This is a genomic window from Arenimonas sp. (genome assembly GCF_035721105.1).
GTDB lineage: Bacteria > Pseudomonadota > Gammaproteobacteria > Xanthomonadales > Xanthomonadaceae > Arenimonas.
In genome coordinates, this window is the sequence record NZ_DASTNG010000074.1 from 36,646 (window position 1) to 53,858 (window position 17,213).

Genomic DNA, 17,213 nt, shown 5'->3' on the forward strand with positions numbered 1-17,213 from the left:
GTCAGCCCGCGGCCGCGAGGCGCGTCTCGACGTAGGCCTCGGAGCGCAGCTGGCGCAGGAAGCGCTCGAACTCTTCCTCGGCCTTGCGGGTGCCGATGACTTCGCGCGCCTGGTTGCGGCGGTTGATCTCGGTGACGTCCTGTTCGCGCACGCCCTTGCGGCGGACGATGTGCCAGCCGCTTTCGCTCTGGAAGGGCGCCGACAGCTCGCCGTCGGCCAGCTGCTGGATCTGGTTGCCGATGGCGGTGCCCCAGGCGTTGATCACGAACCAGCCCATGTCGCCGCCGTCGGCGCGGGTCAGGCTGTCGTCGGAGTTGGCGCGGGCGAGTTCGGCGAAGTCGGCGCCGGCCAGCAGGCGGCGGTGCAGGTCTTCGATCTTCTGGCGCGCGGCCTCGGCCGGCAGGGTCGGCGTGGTGCGGACCAGGATGCCTTCGGCGCTGTATTCGGTGGCGGTCTGGCGGCCGGCCTCGCGGGTCTCGACCAGCTGCACCAGCTGGTAGCCGCTGGGGCCCCGCAGCGGCTCGCTGATGTCGCCCGGCTTCATGGCCTGGATCATGCCCACGTAGGCCTGCGGCAGCGCGTCGTAGCCGCGCCAGCCGATGTCGCCGCCCTCGAGCGCGTTGGACGCGTCGGAGTAGCGGATGGCGGCGGCACGGAAGTCGAGCTCGCCCTTCATGATCACTTCGCGGATGCCGGTGATCTTGCGCTGGGCAGTGGCGATCTGCTCGGGCGTGGCGCCGTCGGGCAGGGCGACCAGGATGTTGGACAGGCGGACTTCGGGGCCACCGATCTCGCGCACGGCGAGCAGCTGGTCGACCTCGGCCTCGCTGACCTGCACCCGCGACTGGATGTAGCTCTGGCGCAGGCGCTCGAGCATCAGCTCGTCACGCAGGCTGTTGCGGAATTCCTCGTAGCCCAGGCCGTCCTGCTGCAGGCGGGCCTGGAGCTGGTCCTGGGTCATGCGGTTGCGTGCGGCCACGCTCTGGATGGCCTGGTTGAGCTCGCCGTCGCTGACGCGGATGCCGTTGTCGCGGGCGCGCACCAGCTGCAGGCGCATCATCACCAGGCGGTCGAGCACCTGGCGCTCGAGGATGTCGCGCGGCGGCAGCTGCTCGGGCTGGTTGGCGTACTGGGCCAGGATGTTGGCGACGGCCCGGTCGAGCTCGCTGCGCAGGATCACTTCCTCGTCGACGACGGCGACGATGCTGTCCAGCGCGGTGGTGGCCTGGGCCAATGCCGGCGCGGGCGCCGAGGCAAAACCCAGGGCCATCAGGCCGGCCAGGAGGATGTGCAGGGTGTTCTTCATGCGGTTCGTGGCTCCGGCGCCGGGGGCCGGCGCCATGGGTTCAACGGGAGTAATCAAGGATAGCATCATCGAGCAAACGGGCCGTGTCGCGGCCCAGGCTGCCGACACCGTTCAGCTCCAGCTCAAGGTAGATGCCCAGGTTGCGGTCGCCGCCGAATTCACGGATGTATTCGCGGGCCAGCACGCGGACCGCCAGGCAGCAGCTCTTCCACTCGACGCCGGCCAGCGACTCGAGGGTGTCCCGGTCGCGCAGCGAGTAGTTCCAGCGGCCCAGCAGGCGCCAGCGGTCGTTCACCGGCAGCACGAAGGACAGGTCGCCCTGCTCGAGCACGTCGGCGCGGTAGCGGTAGGCGGCGTTGACCAGGCCGCCCGCGCCGAAGCGCCACTGGCTGCGCACGGCCGAGAGGTTGGTGCGTTCGCGGTCCGGGTCCCACTGCTGGGCCAGGCCCACGGTCCAGCGCTGGCCCAGGGCCAGGCTGGCTTCGGCGACCCAGGCCGAGCCGTCGTCGGACAGCGGCGGCGCGCCGGGCACGGTGACCCGCGGCGGATCGAAGTAGTGGATGCGGCCGACGCTGGCGCTCAGGCGCTCGCGGCCGTCGCGGGTGTCGAGGATGCGGCTGGTCAGCGCCAGCGTCACCTGGTCGGCGTCGCCCTGGCGGTCGGCGCCGCCGAAGCGGTTGTCGCGGAACAGGCCGGGCCAGCTGAAGGTCAGCGGCTGGGTGTCGAACAGCGGCAGGTCGTCCTGGTCGCGGTAGGGCACGTTCAGGTAGACCAGGCGGGGCTCCAGCGTCTGCAGCAGGCGGCCGTCGCCCCAAGCGAACTCGCGCTCGAAGAAGGCGCCGGCGTCGAAGCGGGTGATCGGCAGGCTGCGGCTGGGCGAGCGGTCGGCGCCGGGCGCGACCAGGCCGGCGTCGAGCGACCAGGCGGTGTAGCGCCAGGAGATTTCGGGGGTGGCGTACCAGGCGGCGCCGCCGAAGGGCAGGCGCAGGGTCGGGCGCAGGTCGACGCGTTCGCCGCCGGCCAGGGTCTCGTGGTCGAAGCGCACCGCCTCGGCCTGCAGGTCGAGCTGCACCCACGGCAGCAGCGACTTGCTCCAGCGCGCCGCGGCGGTGGGCAGGCGACGGTAGGGTTCGGTGCCCGGCACGACCAGCGGGTTGGCGATCTGCCAGCGCTCGGCCGACAGGCTGGCGCTCCAGCCCAGGCCTCGGCCGTACAGCCCGGCGGTGCTGGGCAGCAGGGTGATCGAGGTCGAGGCCAGCGAGTCGTTGAAGTCGTCGAAGTACAGGACGTCGCTGACGTGGTTGAGGTTGGCGTTGAAGTACCAGTGCGGCCCGAACGAGGTGGAGTGGCGCAGCGACGCCACGCCGCGGTCGTAGCCGCGGCCCGGTTCGTCGTCGTTGGCCAGCCAGTTTCCTTCCAGCACGCCCTGGCTGCGGGTGGTGAGGTAGCGCAATTCGCCGCCCAGCATCAGGCCGCGGTTGCTCATCCAGCGCGGCACCACGGTGGCGTCGACGTTGGGCGCGAGGTTGAGGTAGATCGGCTGCTCGTAGTCGAAGCCGTTGCGGTCGTCGATGCCGATCTTGGGCGACAGCAGGCCGGTGCGGCGCCGGTCGTCGGTGGGGAAGCGCAGGTAGGGCAGCCACAGCACGGGCACGCCGCCCAGGCGCAGGGTGGCGTTGCGGGCGGTGCCCATCGCGGCTTCCTGGTCGACGTCGATGCGGCTGGCGGAGAACTCCCACTGCCGCTGCCCGGGCGGGCAGGTGGAGTAGGTGCCGCCCGCCATCCGGCCCAGGTCGCCCTGCAGCGTCACGGTGTCGGCGCGGCCGTTGCCGGCGTTGTCGTTGAACTGGTAGGTCACGCCGTCGAGCGTGACGACGTCGGCCTTCTGGTCGCCGGACGCCTTGTCGGCGGTGAAGCGCAGGCCTTCGTCCTGGAAGCGCACGCCGCCCTCGGTGACGTATTGCTCGGTGTCGTGGGACCAGGTGAGCTTTTCGGTGCCGAGCCAGCGGTTGCCGCGGCGCAGCTCCACCCCGCCTTCGAACACCGTGGTCTCGTCGCCGCTCACGTCGAGGTTCCGGGCGCTGATGTCGGTAGGCAGGGTGGCCGGGTCGACCGCGGGATCGGCCGGCACCGCCAGCGGCTGGAACAGCGGCAGGCCGTCGGGCGAAGGGCAGAGCGCCCAGTCGGCGGTCGGGGCGGGATCCTGTGCGCGGGCCGTGCCGGCGATGGCCAGGCAAAGGGGAAGCAGTCGAAGGGCTTGACGGCGCACGGAGGCATCCCGGGAAAAGACGTGATAGCTTGGCCCAACGCGCCTGACGGGGCAACACGGAAACAGCGGCATGGCCGGCAAGATCGAGAAAACCGACGAGCAGTGGCGCGCCGAGCTCAGCCCGGAGCAATACGCCATCTGCCGCTGCTCGGAAACCGAGCGCGCCTTCACCGGCAAGTACTGGAACCACCACGGCACCGGCACCTACGTCTGCGCCGCCTGCCGCGCCGAGCTGTTCGCCTCGGTCGACAAGTACGACTCGGGCAGCGGCTGGCCCAGCTATTCGCGTCCGGTCGCGGCCGGGGTGGTCGACGAACACGCCGACGACAGCCTGGGCATGCGACGCGTCGAAGTGCGCTGCGCCGCCTGCGACTCCCACCTGGGCCACGTCTTCCCGGATGGTCCGCAGCCGACCGGGCTGCGCTACTGCATCAATTCGGCGTCGCTGGACTTCAAGCCGGCGTGATGCCGGCCAGGCCCTGCAGGTGGGCCACGCTGCAGGCCCGCAGCGCCGCCAGGCTGTAGCCACCCTCGAGCATCGACACCAGCCGCCCGCCGGCGTGGCGCGCGGCCAGGGCCGCGAGTTCGGCGCTGAGCCAGCGGTAGTCCTCGGCCTCCAGCATCAGGTCCGCCAGCGGATCGAGGCGGTGCCCGTCGAAGCCGGCCGAGACCAGCACCAGCTCCGGGCGGAAGGCATCCACCGCGGGCAGCAGGTGCTCGCGCCAGGCGTGCCGGAAGGCTTCGCCGTCGGTGCCCGGCGACAGCGTCGCGTTCACCACGTTGCCGACGCCGCGCTCGTGCGCCAGGCCGGAGTTCGGGTACAGCGGGTACTGGTGCGAGCTGGCGTACATCACCCGCGGGTCGCTGGCGAAGATGTCCTGGCTGCCGTTGCCGTGGTGCACGTCGAAGTCGATGATCGCCACCCGCGCGAGCCCGTGCGCGTGCACCGCATGCGCCGCCGCGACCGCGATCGAATTGAACAGGCAAAAGCCCATCGCCACCGGGCCGGTGGCGTGGTGGCCGGGCGGGCGCACGGCGCAGAAGGCCTGCGTGGCCTCGCCGCGCAGCACCGCGTCGACCGCGGCGATGCCGGCGCCGGCGGCGCGCAGCGCGGCCTCGGGCGAGTCGGCCGACATCGCGGTGTCCTCGTCCAGGCGCACGGTCCCGTCGATCGGCGTGTCGAGCACGCGCGCCACCAGGTCGCGGCTGTGGACCCGCAGCAGCGCGTCGCGGTCGGCGCGAGGCGCCTCGCGCCAGGACCACAGCGGGAAATTGGCGCGGACCGCGTGCAGCACCGCCTCCAGCCGCGCCGGGCATTCCGGGTGGCCGGCCCCCGGGTCATGCGCCAGGCAGGCGGGGTGGGTGTAGAGCAGCACGACTAGCCTTTCCGGCGCTCGTGGTTCCAGAGCACCTCGCCGTGGCCGCTGGCGCGGGCCAGCACGCGGGCGATGACGAACAGCAGGTCGGAAAGGCGGTTGAGGTAGCGGATGGCTTCCGGACGCACCGCGTCGTGGTGCGACAGGGTCACCGACTCGCGCTCGGCGCGGCGGCAGATGGTGCGGGCCAGGTGGCAGTGCGCCGCGGCCAGGCCACCGCCCGGCAGGATGAAGTCCTTGAGCGGCGGCAGGTCGGCGTTGAAGGCGTCGAGCTGGTCCTCGAGCCGCTGGATGTCGGCGTCGAAGATGGCCGCGTGGCCCGGGATGCACAGCTCGCCGCCGAGGTCGAACAGCTGGTGCTGCACCGAGACCAGCACGGTGCGCAACGCATCCGGGAGCTCGCAGGCCAGCACGATGCCGATGGCCGAGTTGGCCTCGTCGACGGTGCCGTAGGCAGTGACGCGGGCAGAATCCTTGGCCACGCGCGACCCGTCGCCCAGGCCGGTGCTGCCGTCATCGCCCGTGCGGGTGTAGATCTTCGACAGCCGGTTGCCCATGGCGACCTCAGCGGGCGGCGACGGCCGGCGCGCGCCGGGCCAGGGCCCAGGTGGCGACGACGTGCAGGGCGGCCGCGATCGCGACGTAGGTGCTGGCGTTGCGCAGGTAGGGCAGGAACCAGTCGGCGTAGTTCTTGGCCCAGCCGGCCAGGGTCGGTTCGGCGACCGCGCTGGCCAGCCAGTAGAAGCCGCCCTGCGCGAAGAAATGGCAGGTGGCGACGCTGGCGAACACCGACACCGCCAGCAGGCCCAGCGCGCGCGGCTCGAGGCCGCGGTAGCCGCGGCGCAGCAGGCTGCCGCCCAGCCACATCGCCGCATGCGCCGGCACCAGGAACCAGTAGCCCGGCGACATGCAGTAGTGGCTCCAGAAGCTCTGGCCGCCGCCGGTGATCACGAGGTAGTCGACCGCCACCGCCAGCGCCATCAGGGCGGGGAAGGCCCAGCGCATGCTGCCGCGCAGGTAGAAGCCGGCGACGAAGAACACCGCCCAGGACGCGTCCGGCACCAGGCCGAAATGGTTGAGCCGGGTCGCGGCCATGACGGCGGCGAGCACCAGGAACAGGGCCAGTCGCGAACGGAGGGTCAGGGTCATGATGAGCGGGCTTCCGGAGGTCAGGCCCGCATTTTAGACGAACTGCGCCCCGAGCGGGCCATGCGTGGGCCTTCACCGGACGGGCGCGTATCATTCGGCCATGGCGGGCACCGACGGCTTCGATCACGACATCCTCATCCTTGGCGGCGGCCTGGTCGGCAGCGCCCTGGCCTGCGCGCTCGATGGCCGCGGCTGGCGCGTGGCCCAGGTCGAGGCCAGTCCGCCGCAGGCGGGCGCACCGGGCTTCGACGAGCGCAAGCTGGCGCTGGCCCTGGCCAGCCTGAACGCGCTGTCGGCGCTGGACGTGCTGCCGCGCCTGGCGACGCCGCCGGCGCCGATCCGCCGCATCCACGTCAGTCGCGCCGGCGACTTCGGCAGCGTGCGCCTGGCGGCGTCCGACCACGGCCGCGAGCAGTTCGGCGGCGTGGTGCTGGCGCGCGAGCTGGGCCAGGCGCTCGAATCCCGGCTGGCCGACTGCGCGGGTCTGGTGCGCTACCGGCCGGCCCGCGTGCTGTCGGTGGCGCCCGATGCCGACGGTCCCGGCGTCACGCTTGAGCAGGACGGCGGGACGCGCCGCCTGCGCACCCGCCTGCTGGTGGCCGCCGACGGCAGCCGGTCACTGGCGCGCGCCGCCTGGGGCATCGACGCCGACGAACACGATTACGGCCAGACCCTGGTGGTCTGCAGCCTGGCCACCGACCGCGCGCCGGACGGCACCGCCTACGAACGCTTCAGTGAACAGGGCCCGGTGGCGCTGCTGCCGATGGCCGGCGGCCACTTCGGCGCCATCTGCGGCGTGCCGCGCGGCGACGCGGACGCCGTGCTGGCGATGGACGACGCCGCCTACCGCGATTACTTCCAGCAGCGCTTCGGCTGGCGCGCCGGCCGCGTCACCCGCGTCGGCCAGCGCAGCGGCTATCCGATCGCGCGGCTGGTTGCCTCGCGGCTCACCGCGCCCCGCGGCGTGGTGATGGGCAACGCCGCCCAGACCCTGCATCCGATCGGCGCCCAGGGCTTCAATCTCGGCCTGCGCGATGCGCTGACCCTGGCCGAGGTGCTGGCCGGCGACGATCCCGGCGCGCCCGCCGGGCTGGCCGCCTACGAAGCCGCACGCCGCGAGGACCGCGAGCGCACGCTGGCCTTCAGCGACGGCCTGGCCCGCATCACCGCGAACCCGTCGGCGCCGCTGCACGTGCTGCGCTCGCTGGGGCTGCTGGCCCTGGGCCACGTGCCCGGACTGGCCGATCCGCTGGTGGCCGGGGCGATGGGGTTCCGCGGCCGCGTGCCGGCGCTGTCGAGGGACCGGGCATGAGTCGTCGTGACCTGCTGGACCTGGTGGTGGTGGGCGCCGGCGTGGTCGGCAGCGCCACCGCGCTGGCGGCCGCGCGCGACGGCCTGCGCGTGGCCCTGGTCGAGGCGCACGCGCCGCCGGCCTGGACGCCCGACGAGGCCGACCTGCGCGTGTACGCCTTCGCGCCCGACAACGCCGCCCTGCTCGATGACCTCGGTGCCTGGGGCCCGATCCGGGCGGCGCGCGCGCATCCGTATCGCCGCATGCGGGTGTGGGACGCGGCCGGCGGCGGCGAGCTGGATTTCGACGCCGACGCGCTGGGGCGCGCGCACCTGGGCCACATCGTCGAGCACGCGCTGCTGGTGGACCGGCTGTGGGCCGCCTGCGGCCGCGAGGCTTCGCTGCGGCGGGTGTTCCCCGCGCGCCTGGCCGGGATCGAACAGGAGGCGTCCGCGGCCACCGCGGTGCTGGACGACGGCCAGCGCCTGCGCGCGCGCCTGGTGGTCGGCGCCGACGGCGCGGCCTCGCAGGTCCGCGCGGCGGTCGGGCTGCAGGCGGAGGCGCACGACTATGGCCAGCGCGGCCTGGTCGCCTACGTCGGCACCGAGCGTCCGCACGAGGACACGGCCTGGCAGCGCTTCCTGCCCACCGGGCCGCTGGCCTTCCTGCCCTGCGCGGACGGCCGCAGTTCGATCGTCTGGACCCTGCCCGAGGCCGAGGCGCAGCGCCTGCTGGCGGCGGATGAAGCAAGCTTCCGGCGCGAGCTCACGCGCGCCTTCGATGCGCGCCTGGGCGAAGTGACGTCGGTGTCGGCGCGCGCGGCCTTCCCGCTGCGCCGGCAGCTGGCGAAGGACTATGTCGCGGGCCGGGTGCTGCTGGTCGGCGACGCGGCGCACGCAGTGCATCCGCTGGCGGGGCAGGGCGTGAACCTGGGCCTGCGCGACGTCGCCGCCCTGCGCGAGACCTGGCGCCGCGCCGCCGAGGCCCAGGCCGACTTCGCCGCCGCGCATCGCCTGGCCCGCTGGGAGCGCACCCGCCGCAGCGAGAACGCGGTGGCGGCCTATTCCTTCGAAGCCATCAACCGCGTCTTCAGCAACGACGCCCTGTGGCCCACCTTGCTCCGCGGCCCGGCCCTCGGCCTCGCCAACCGCCTCACCCCCGTCACCCGCGCCCTCTGGCGTCGCGCCGCCGGGGTTTAGTGGCCCGCTGTGGTTTTTACAGGCTCGAACGCGGATCAGAGCGGAAAGATCGGATAAGAGCGGATAAAGAAAAGGGTTGGGCTTTCGCGCGATGGATGATTTGCGCGAAAACCCAACCCTGATTTTTTGGCTTTATCCGCTTTTATCCGGCCTTTCTGCTCTGATCCGCGTTCAATTCTTGAATCCCACCCGAAGCCAGGATCAGGCCGCTTCGGCCTGGGACTTGCGGGGGCCGTGGAGGAGGGCGTGGCGGATGTGGGCGATCACGAGGTCGACTTCGCCGCTGGTGACCGCGAAGTGCGGGGTGAAGCGCAGCGAGTTGGTGCCGCCGTGGATGACGCCGATGCCGCGCTCGCGCATGAACTCCTCGGTCGAGCCGGTGCCGAAGCACTTGAAGTCCGGGTGCAGTTCGCAGGAGAACAGCAGGCCGGTGCCCTGCACCTGGGTGATCAGGCCGTTGCCGAGTTCGTTCTTGAGCGCGTTGAGCTTGTCCAGGAACTCCTGGCCGCGCTCGACGATGTTGCGGCGAAGTTCCGGCGTGAGCTGGCCCAGCACCGTGGCGGCGATGTCCAGCGCGCGCGGGTTGGCGGTCATGGTGTTGCCGTAGGTGCCCTTGCGGTACAGGCCCGCGGCGCGCTCGTTCACCGCGAGCACCGACATCGGGTACTGGCCGCCGTTGAGCGCCTTGGAATAGGTCTCCATGTCCGGCGCCTCCAGGCCCTGGAAGCCCGGGTAGTCGACGATCGACAGCACGCCGTGCACGCGCAGGCCGGCCTGGATCGAGTCGACCAGCAGCAGGGTGCCGTGGGCCTGGGTCAATTCACGCGCGACGGCGTAGAACTCCGCCGGCACCGCGCGGCCCGGGTCGCCTTCGCCCATCACCGGCTCCAGGAACATCGCCTCGAAGTACCAGCCGTTGGCCTCGGCGTCGGCGAAGGCCTGCTTCAGGCCCTCGATCGAGTAGGGCTCGATGGTGATGAGCTGGTCGGTGTGGTGCTTGTAGCTGGCCAGGTGCTGCAGGTAGTTCTTGCGCGAGGAGTCCGAATACAGCGCCGGCAGTTCGGTGCGGCCATGGAAGGCGCCCTTCACCGCGATGCGCTTGACCCGCTTGCCGGCGTGGCGGCCACCCGGGTCGGTGTGGATCTTGGTGTTCACGTCGGCGATGCGGCCGGCCAGCGACACCGACTCCGAGCCCGAATTCAGGCACAGGAACTTCGCGAACGGGCAGCCGCCGCGGGTGTGGCCGAGTTCGTTGCGCAGCGCGCGCACCAGGCGCAGCTGCGACAGCGACGGGGTCATGATGTTGGCCATGACCTGCGGCCGGGCCATCGCGCCCAGCACCGCCTTCGGGGTGTGGCCGAAGCCGAGCATGCCGTAGCCGCCGGAGTCGTGGATCACCGCGCCCTTGAGCGTCACCACCCACGGGCCGCGGGCGGCGATGGCGACGTAGGGGTTCACGGCGTCGTCGGGGTAGAAGTTGACGAAGCCCGCCTGCACGGCGTCGATCTGCGCCTGCTCGTCGAGGTCGAGCAGGTCGGCGAACTCGGCCGCGATGGCGGCGTGCTGCGCGACGGCGGCGTCGACGGCTTCGACCAGGTCCGGATAGCGACCCGCGAGATCGAGCAGGGTGGCGTCGTCCAGGCCGGCGGTACGGACCTGGCCAGCATGGCTGCGCAGGGGCTTGAGGGTGTCGATCAGGTTCATGGCGGGCTCCGGACCCAAAGCAAAACGCGAGGAAGCTCCTCGCGCGGCGGGTCTTGCGTTGAAAATCAAATACTTGCGGCCGATCTTACCACCGCCGTGAAGGGCGCGTAACCCCCAAGCGTTTGAATCCGGCGGCCCCGGGTGACAGGTGTCAGCCGCGATCGCTGACGCCGGCCACTGCTGGCGCCAACGGGGGCTGCGGACACTGGCCGCACCCCCTCAGGAGGACCGCCATGCCCCCCGATCCGACCCGACCCCCCGTCCTGGCCCGGCTGCACGCCGCCGGCAAGCGTTACGGCGCCATCGAGGCACTCGCGGGCGTCGACCTGGCCATCCATGCCGGCGAAGTGCTGGCCGTGCTGGGGGCCAACGGCGCCGGCAAGACCACTGCCCTGGGCCTGCTGACCGGCCGGCTCAGCCCGGACGCCGGCCGCGCGGAACTGTTCGGCGGCGACCCGCGTGACCCCCGGGTCCGCCGCGGCATCGGGGTGATGCTGCAGGACGGCGACCTGCCCGACACCCTGCGGGTGGCCGAGCACGTGCGGCTGTTCTCGAGTTACTACCCGACGTCACGCCCGCTGGCGGAGACCCTGGCCCTGGCCGGCGTCGCCGACCTGGCGCGACGGCCCTACGGCGCGCTCTCGGGCGGCCAGAAGCGGCGCGTGCAGTTCGCGCTGGCGATCTGCGGGCGGCCGCCCCTGCTGTTCGTCGATGAGCCCACCGTCGGCCTCGACGTCGAATCGCGCCGCGGCTTCTGGGCCGTGCTGCGCCAGCTGCGCGACGAGGGCGCCGGCATCGTGCTGACCACGCATTACCTGGAGGAAGCCGATGCGCTCGCCGACCGCATCGTGCTGATGGCCGGCGGCCGCATCCTCGCCGACGACAGTCCGGCCGGCGTCAAGGCCCGCGCCGACGGCAAGCGGCTGCGCGCGCGCACCTCGGTCGCCGCCCGCGAGCTGGCGGCCTGGCCCGGCGTGCTTCGCGCCGACGAGGTGCCCGGCGCCACCGAGCTGGTGACCCGCGAGGCCGAGGCCGTGCTGCGCCGCTGGCTGGCCGCCGACCCGGGGCTGTCGGAGCTCGAGGTCCGCCCGCTGAGCCTCGAGGAGGCGTTCGTGTCCCTCACCCGTCACCCCGGGGCCGCCGGCCCCCAGGAGCAAGCCGCATGAATCCGTCGCTGCCCGCCCCGCGCCCATTTCCGGCGCTGCTGCGCATCCAGGCGCTCGAGGCTTGGTACGAACTGCTGGCGGTGCTGCGCCAGCCCGCCTTCGCGCTGCCGACGCTGCTGTTCCCGGTCGTGTTCTACCTGCTGTTCGCGGTGGTGCTGCCGGGCAAGTGGGGCGGCCTGGAGCGCGCCGCCTACCTGCTGGCGACCTACGGCGTGTTCGGGGTGATCGGCCCGGCGCTGTTCGGATTCGGCGTTGGGCTCGCGATCGAGCGCGACAAGGGCTGGCTGGAGCTCAAGCGCGTGTCGCCGATGCCGACGATGGTGTACTTCGTGGCCAAGATCGCCATGAGCCTGGTGGTCGGCCTGGTCGTGGTGTGCCTGCTGTCGATCGCCGCGGTGTTCGCCGGAGGAGTCCGGATCGCGCCCGGGACCTGGGTCCTGCTGGTGGCCACCCTGATGCTGGGCACATTGCCTTTTTGCGCGATCGGCCTGTGGCTGGGCACCCTGGTGCGCGGCCAGGGAGCGGTGGCGGTGGTGAACCTGGTCTATCTGCCGATGTCGGTGCTGTCGGGCCTGTGGATCCCCATCTTCGCCTTCCCCGTGCTGCTGCAGAAGCTGGCCGTGCTGTGGCCGGCCTGGCACCTGGGCCGGATGGCGCTGGGCGTGGTGGGGCAGGCGCAGGACGTGCGCTACGGCCTGCACGCCACCGTGCTGCTGGCCACCACCGCCGTGTTCCTCGGTCTGGCCGCCCTGCGCCTGCGGCGCGGCTGAGGCGGCGGCCGTGGCGGGAAATCCGATACCCTCGGCGCCGAAGGGAGCCACGATGCCGAAGCCAACGCCTGCACCGGAAGCCGTCTACGACGAACTGATCGGCCGCCCCGTGCTGGGCCTGGTCTACCTGCCGTTCGTGTTCCTGCCGCTGGTGTTCTGGCCGCAGGCGCCGGCGAGTGCGTGGTGGGCCAGCCTGGCCGCCGCGCTCGTCTTCGTCCCGGGCTTCTTCGCTTTCCGGCGCTGGCGCGGGCGGGCGCAGCTGGCCCTGGTCGCGACGACCGCGCTGCTGGGGCTGGCGCTGATCACGATCCAGCCCGGCGGCAATACCTTCGTGATCTACGCCTGCGCGATGGCGACGGCGGTGCTGCCGGCCCGGATCGCGCTGCTGGCGACGGTGGCGATGGTGGCGGCGATGACGCTGGCCTTCGTGCAGACGCTGCCGGCGCAGATGGCGCTGGCCTACAGCCTGATGGCGGCGGTGATCTGCGCGCTGGTGGTCGCGGGCGTCCTGATGACGCGCGCGCGCCAGCGTCGCGACGCCGAGCTGCGGCTGACCCAGGCCGAGGTGGCGCGGCTGGCGGCGATGGCCGAACGCGAGCGCATCGGCCGCGACCTGCACGACCTGCTGGGCCACACGCTGTCGCTGGTGGCGCTCAAGAGCGAGCTCGCCGGCCGCCTGGTCGAGGTCGATCCCGCCGCGGCGCGGGTCCAGATCGGCGAAGTCGAGAGCGTGGCGCGGCAGGCGCTGGCGCAGGTGCGCGAGGCGGTCGTGGGCATCCGCGCCACCGGCCTGGAGGCCGAGCTGGCGGCGGCCCGCCTGGCCCTGCTCTCGGCCGACGTGCACCTGGACCAGCGGCTGGCGCCGGTGGCGCTGGACCCGGCGGTGGAGTCCGCGCTGGCGATGGCGCTGCGCGAGGCGGTGACGAACGTGCTCCGGCATGCCGAGGCCCGCCGCGTCGAGGTCGAGCTGGTGGCCGAGGGCGACCAGCTGCGCCTGCACATCATCGACGACGGTCGCGGCGGCGCGGACGTCCCCGGCAACGGCCTGGCCGGCATGCGCGAGCGGCTTGCCAGCTTCGGCGGCGCGCTGGACGTGGACAGCCCGCGCGGCGCCGGCACCCGCCTGCAGATCACGCTGCCGCGCCGGGCGCTGGCGGTGGGCCCGTGATCCGGCTGGTGCTGGCCGAGGACCAGGCCATGGTGCGCGGCGCGCTGGTCGCGCTGCTGGGCCTGGAGACCGACCTGCAGGTGGTGGCCGAGGCCGGCGACGGCGAAGCCGCCTGGCTGGCGGTGGCAAAGCAGGTGCCCGACCTGCTGGTCACCGACATCGAGATGCCCGGCCTCACCGGCCTGGACCTGGCCCTGCGCGTGCGCGACGCCGGGCTCGCGACGCGGGTGGTGATCATCACCACCTTCGCCCGCGCCGGTTACCTGCGCCGGGCGCTGGACGCCGGCGTGCGCGGCTACCTGCTCAAGGACGCGCCCTCGGGCCAGCTCGCCGCGGCCCTGCGCCAGGTGCATGCCGGCGGCCGCGTCATCGATCCGCAGCTGGCCGTCGCGGCCTGGGGCGAGCAGGACCCGCTGACCGAGCGCGAGCGCCAGGTGCTGCGGCTGGCGGGCGAGGGCGCCCGCAGCGCCGACATCGCCGAGCGCCTGCACCTGTCGCACGGCACGGTGCGCAACTACCTGTCCGAGGCGATCGGCAAGCTGGGCGCCGCCAATCGCATCGAGGCCTACCGGGTGGCCCGGGCCAAGGGCTGGCTCTGAGGGAGCCGTCGCGCTCCGTTGCCGCGCCCCGGCCGCGCCGGCCGGCCGAAATCCGCGATAATGCCGGCCCCGTCGCCGCCTCCGATCGCCTTGAAGAAGTCCGATTTCCATTTCGACCTGCCGCCCGAGCTGATCGCGCAGGCGCCGCTGGCCGAGCGTTCGGCCAGCCGCATGCTGGTGGTCCCGCCCGACGCGCCGCCGTATGCCGACCGCCACGTGCGCGACCTGCCGGAGTACCTGCGGGCCGGTGACCTGCTGGTGTTCAACGACACGCGGGTGATCCCGGCGCGCCTGCACGGCACCAAGGACAGCGGCGGGCGGGTCGAGATCCTGCTCGAGCGCCTGGTCGGCGGACACGAGGTGCTGGCCCAGGTCGGCGCCAGCAAGTCGCCCAAGCCGGGCGGCCGCATCACGCTCGACGAAGGCACGTCGCTCGAGGTGCTGGGCCGCGAGGGCGAGTTCTACCGGCTGCGCTTCCTCACCGACGAGCCGCTGGAAAAGCTGCTGCTGCGCGCCGGCCGCATGCCGCTGCCGCCCTACATCCAGCGCGAGGCCGGCGAGGCCGACCTCGAGCGCTACCAGACCCTGTTCGCGCGCCACACCGGCGCGGTCGCGGCGCCCACCGCCGGCCTGCACTTCGACCAGGCGCTGCTGGCGGCGCTGGAGGCCAAGGGCGTGCAGTCCGGGCACGTCACGCTGCACGTGGGCGCGGGCACCTTCCAGCCGATGCGGGTGGAGTCGATCCACGAGCACCAGATGCACAGTGAATGGCTCAACGTCGGCGCCGAGCTGTGCCAGCAGGTGGCGCGAACGCGCGCCGCCGGCGGCCGCGTGGTCGCGGTCGGCACCACGGTGGTGCGTGCGCTGGAGACGGCGGCCCAGGACGGCGAGCTGCGCCCGTACGCGGGCGACACCAACATCTTCCTGTTCCCGGGCAAGAAGATCCGCACGGTGGACGCGCTGCTGACCAACTTCCACCTGCCCGAAAGCACGCTGATGATGCTGGTCTCGGCCTTCGCCGGCCGCGAACGCATCCTGGCCGCCTACGCGCACGCGGTGCGCGACCAATACCGGTTCTTCAGCTACGGCGACGCCATGCTGCTTTACCCGGAGGCGGCGCCGTGAGCCGGATGCGTTTCGAGAAGCTCGGCCAGGACGGCGCCGCGCGCCGCGGCCGCCTGCACTTCCCGCGCGGCACGGTGGAAACGCCGGCCTTCATGCCGGTGGGCACCTACGGCACGGTGAAGGCGATGTTGCCGGAGTCGCTGCGGGCCATCGGCGCCGAGATCATCCTGGGCAACACCTTCCACCTGTGGCTGCGGCCGGGCATGGAGGTGATCGACCTGCACGGCGGCCTGCATGGGTTCTGCAAGTGGGACGGGCCGATCCTCACCGACTCGGGCGGCTTCCAGGTGTGGTCGCTGGCCAAGCGCCGGAAGATCACGGAGGAGGGCGTCACCTTCGCGTCGCCGACCGACGGCAGCAAGGTCTTCCTGTCGCCGGAAGTGAGCATGCAGGTGCAGCGCTCGCTGGACTCGGACATCGTGATGATCTTCGACGAGTGCACGCCTTACCCGGCCACCGAGCCGGTGGCGCGCAAGTCGATGGAGCTCAGCCTGCGCTGGGCCGAGCGCAGCAAGCGGGCGCATGAAGGCAACGACGCGGCGCTGTTCGGCATCGTGCAGGGCGGCACCCATCCGGAGCTGCGGGCGCGTTCGGCCGAGGGCCTCAAGGCGATCGGCTTCGACGGTTATGCGGTCGGCGGGCTGGCCGTGGGCGAGCCGCCGGAGGAGCGCGACGCGACGCTGGACGCGCTGGTGCCGCTGCTGCCGGAAGACCAGCCGCGCTACCTGATGGGGGTGGGCAAGCCGGAGGACATCGTCGAGGCGGTGGCGCGCGGCATCGACATGTTCGACTGCGTGATGCCGACGCGGAATGCGCGCAACGGGCATTTCTTCGTGCGCGGGGGGCAGGTGCGCATCCGCAATGCGCAGTACGAGAAGGACCTGCGGCCGATCGAGGAGGGCTGCACCTGCTACACCTGCGCCAGTGGCTACAGCCGCAGCTACCTGCGCCATCTCAACCGCTGCAACGAGATCCTGGCCTCGATGCTGGGCACGATCCACAACCTGCACCACTACCAGCAGCTGATGCGCGAGATCCGCGCGGCCATCGAGGCCGGCCGCTTCGAAGCCTGGCGCACCGCCTTCCACGCCGCCCGCACCCCCTGACCCCTCCCTGTAGGAGCGCCTTCAGGCGCGAATCTTTTGACTCTTTGGCCCCGGGCCCGTGGGTCGCGAAGGTCCGCCGTACGCGAGGGTCCTTTCCCGGGCACGCCGTGAACCCGTCCATGGGGGCTCATCGAAAACGTCCCTGTTTTCGATGTCCCGGGAAAGGACCCTCGCGCACGTCGGCCCGCGGGCCATCCGGGCCGGGGTTTCGATTCCCAGAGCTCGCGAGCCGGGAGGCTCTCCTTCCAGGGTGAAGCTGCGGGCACTTTGGCTTTCTGAGGCGCGAATCCGGCCCGGAAGGTACGGAGGCCGTCGCATGAGAGCCCGCTCCCAGGGGTCTCGAAAACAGGGACGTTTTCGAGAAGCCCCCATGGATGGGTTCACGGCGTCCCCTGGGAGCGGGCTCTCGTGCGGCGGCCTGTCGCCATGGCCGGTCCCGGCACCGACACCGGACGAAACGCGGCCGGCCCTGGCGCCGGGAAGCCATGGAATGCGGCTGACCCCAGCGCCCGGAAGCAAGGGCAGCAGGCCTGGAGGCGCGCCTACCGGGGGAGGGGTGCTGTGGCATACTTGCCCGCTTGATTCCCCAGCACAGACGGTAAAGCCATGTCCCTGCTCGATATCCTCGTTTCCCCGGCGGCCGCCCAGGCCGCGGGCGGCGCTGCCGGCCAGCCCAGCATGCTCAGCAGCATCCTGCCGCTGATCATCATCTTCATTGTCTTCTGGTTCCTGCTGCTGCGCCCCCAGATGAAGCGCGCCAAGGAACACCGCGAACTGCTCGCCAAGCTCCAGAAAGGCGACGAAGTGATCACCGGCGGTGGCCTCGCCGGCCGCATCGAGGACCTGGGCGAGAGCTTCGTCACCGTCGAGATCGCCGACAAGGTCAGCATCAAGGTCCAGCGGGGCGCCATTACCGCCGTCCTGCCCAAGGGCACGTTGAAGTCCGCCTGATCCGTCCCCATCCGATCCACCCACGGCCCTGACC

General features: G+C 72.1%; 16 protein-coding genes. 10 read left to right on the top strand and 6 right to left on the bottom strand.

From position 1 onward, the window contains the following. Position 1: 1 nt before the first annotated feature. Positions 2-1,306, bottom strand: coding sequence for a peptidylprolyl isomerase (locus VFQ84_RS12095; RefSeq protein WP_325131890.1), 1,305 nt, complete (start codon positions 1,304-1,306; stop codon positions 2-4). 40 nt (positions 1,307-1,346) lie between these two features. Next, entirely contained in the window at positions 1,347-3,575 is a 2,229-nt protein-coding gene (gene lptD, locus VFQ84_RS12100; RefSeq protein ID WP_325131891.1) for an LPS assembly protein LptD, read from the bottom strand. A gap of 70 nt (positions 3,576-3,645) precedes the next feature. On the opposite strand from lptD, the gene msrB reads away from it, so the two are divergent. Continuing rightward, positions 3,646-4,041, top strand: coding sequence for a peptide-methionine (R)-S-oxide reductase MsrB (msrB, locus tag VFQ84_RS12105; RefSeq protein WP_325131892.1), 396 nt, complete (start codon positions 3,646-3,648; stop codon positions 4,039-4,041). Here the strand turns inward: msrB and VFQ84_RS12110 are convergent. From VFQ84_RS12110 to VFQ84_RS12120, 3 genes are read right to left on the bottom strand one after another with little or no spacing between them, the layout of a single operon-like run. Continuing rightward, on the bottom strand, positions 4,028-4,951 hold the full coding sequence (locus tag VFQ84_RS12110; protein WP_325131893.1) for a histone deacetylase family protein: 924 nt from the start codon (positions 4,949-4,951) through the stop codon (positions 4,028-4,030). The two genes, msrB and VFQ84_RS12110, sit on opposite strands and share 14 nt — an antisense overlap. A gap of 2 nt (positions 4,952-4,953) precedes the next feature. Continuing rightward, on the bottom strand, positions 4,954-5,508 hold the full coding sequence (locus VFQ84_RS12115; RefSeq protein ID WP_325131894.1) for a cob(I)yrinic acid a,c-diamide adenosyltransferase: 555 nt from the start codon (positions 5,506-5,508) through the stop codon (positions 4,954-4,956). A gap of 7 nt (positions 5,509-5,515) precedes the next feature. Continuing rightward, the gene (locus VFQ84_RS12120; protein ID WP_325131913.1) at positions 5,516-6,094 is read right to left on the bottom strand and encodes a hypothetical protein; all 579 of its coding nucleotides are present in this window, start codon (positions 6,092-6,094) and stop codon (positions 5,516-5,518) included. Positions 6,095-6,200: 106 nt separating this feature from the next. On the opposite strand from VFQ84_RS12120, the gene ubiH reads away from it, so the two are divergent. Together ubiH and VFQ84_RS12130 are read left to right on the top strand one after the other, a co-directional pair. Further along, entirely contained in the window at positions 6,201-7,412 is a 1,212-nt protein-coding gene (ubiH, locus tag VFQ84_RS12125) for a 2-octaprenyl-6-methoxyphenyl hydroxylase (RefSeq protein ID WP_325131895.1), read from the top strand. Further along, on the top strand, positions 7,409-8,590 hold the full coding sequence (locus VFQ84_RS12130) for an FAD-dependent oxidoreductase (protein WP_325131896.1): 1,182 nt from the start codon (positions 7,409-7,411) through the stop codon (positions 8,588-8,590). Before ubiH ends, VFQ84_RS12130 begins: the two co-directional genes overlap by 4 nt. A gap of 201 nt (positions 8,591-8,791) precedes the next feature. Here the strand turns inward: VFQ84_RS12130 and VFQ84_RS12135 are convergent, their stop codons facing one another. Further along, the gene (locus VFQ84_RS12135) at positions 8,792-10,294 is read right to left on the bottom strand and encodes an aminotransferase class III-fold pyridoxal phosphate-dependent enzyme (protein WP_325131897.1); all 1,503 of its coding nucleotides are present in this window, start codon (positions 10,292-10,294) and stop codon (positions 8,792-8,794) included. 233 nt (positions 10,295-10,527) lie between these two features. On the opposite strand from VFQ84_RS12135, the gene VFQ84_RS12140 reads away from it, so the two are divergent. The 7 genes from VFQ84_RS12140 (at position 10,528) to yajC (ending at position 17,179) form a co-directional block, all read left to right on the top strand. After that, positions 10,528-11,460: an ABC transporter ATP-binding protein gene (locus VFQ84_RS12140; RefSeq protein ID WP_325131898.1), complete on the top strand. Its 933-nt coding sequence runs from the start codon at positions 10,528-10,530 to the stop codon at positions 11,458-11,460. Continuing rightward, positions 11,457-12,230 carry an ABC transporter permease gene (locus VFQ84_RS12145; protein WP_325131899.1) on the top strand — a complete coding sequence of 258 codons (774 nt, stop codon included), beginning with the start codon at positions 11,457-11,459 and terminating at the stop codon, positions 12,228-12,230. Before VFQ84_RS12140 ends, VFQ84_RS12145 begins: the two co-directional genes overlap by 4 nt. A 52-nt stretch (positions 12,231-12,282) precedes the next feature. Next, the gene (locus VFQ84_RS12150) at positions 12,283-13,398 is read left to right on the top strand and encodes a sensor histidine kinase (protein WP_325131900.1); all 1,116 of its coding nucleotides are present in this window, start codon (positions 12,283-12,285) and stop codon (positions 13,396-13,398) included. Then, entirely contained in the window at positions 13,395-13,997 is a 603-nt protein-coding gene (locus VFQ84_RS12155; protein ID WP_325131901.1) for a response regulator transcription factor, read from the top strand. The genes VFQ84_RS12150 and VFQ84_RS12155 overlap by 4 nt, the downstream gene beginning before the upstream one ends. Before the next feature lie 60 nt (positions 13,998-14,057). Continuing rightward, entirely contained in the window at positions 14,058-15,122 is a 1,065-nt protein-coding gene (gene queA / locus VFQ84_RS12160) for a tRNA preQ1(34) S-adenosylmethionine ribosyltransferase-isomerase QueA (protein ID WP_325131902.1), read from the top strand. Between the two features lie 5 nt (positions 15,123-15,127). After that, positions 15,128-16,228 (top strand): tRNA guanosine(34) transglycosylase Tgt, encoded by a 1,101-nt coding sequence (gene tgt, locus VFQ84_RS12165; protein ID WP_414637044.1) that lies wholly within the window; start codon positions 15,128-15,130, stop codon positions 16,226-16,228. 606 nt (positions 16,229-16,834) lie between these two features. Beyond that, positions 16,835-17,179 (top strand): preprotein translocase subunit YajC, encoded by a 345-nt coding sequence (yajC, locus tag VFQ84_RS12170; protein WP_325131904.1) that lies wholly within the window; start codon positions 16,835-16,837, stop codon positions 17,177-17,179. The last annotated feature ends 34 nt before the right edge of the window (positions 17,180-17,213 follow it).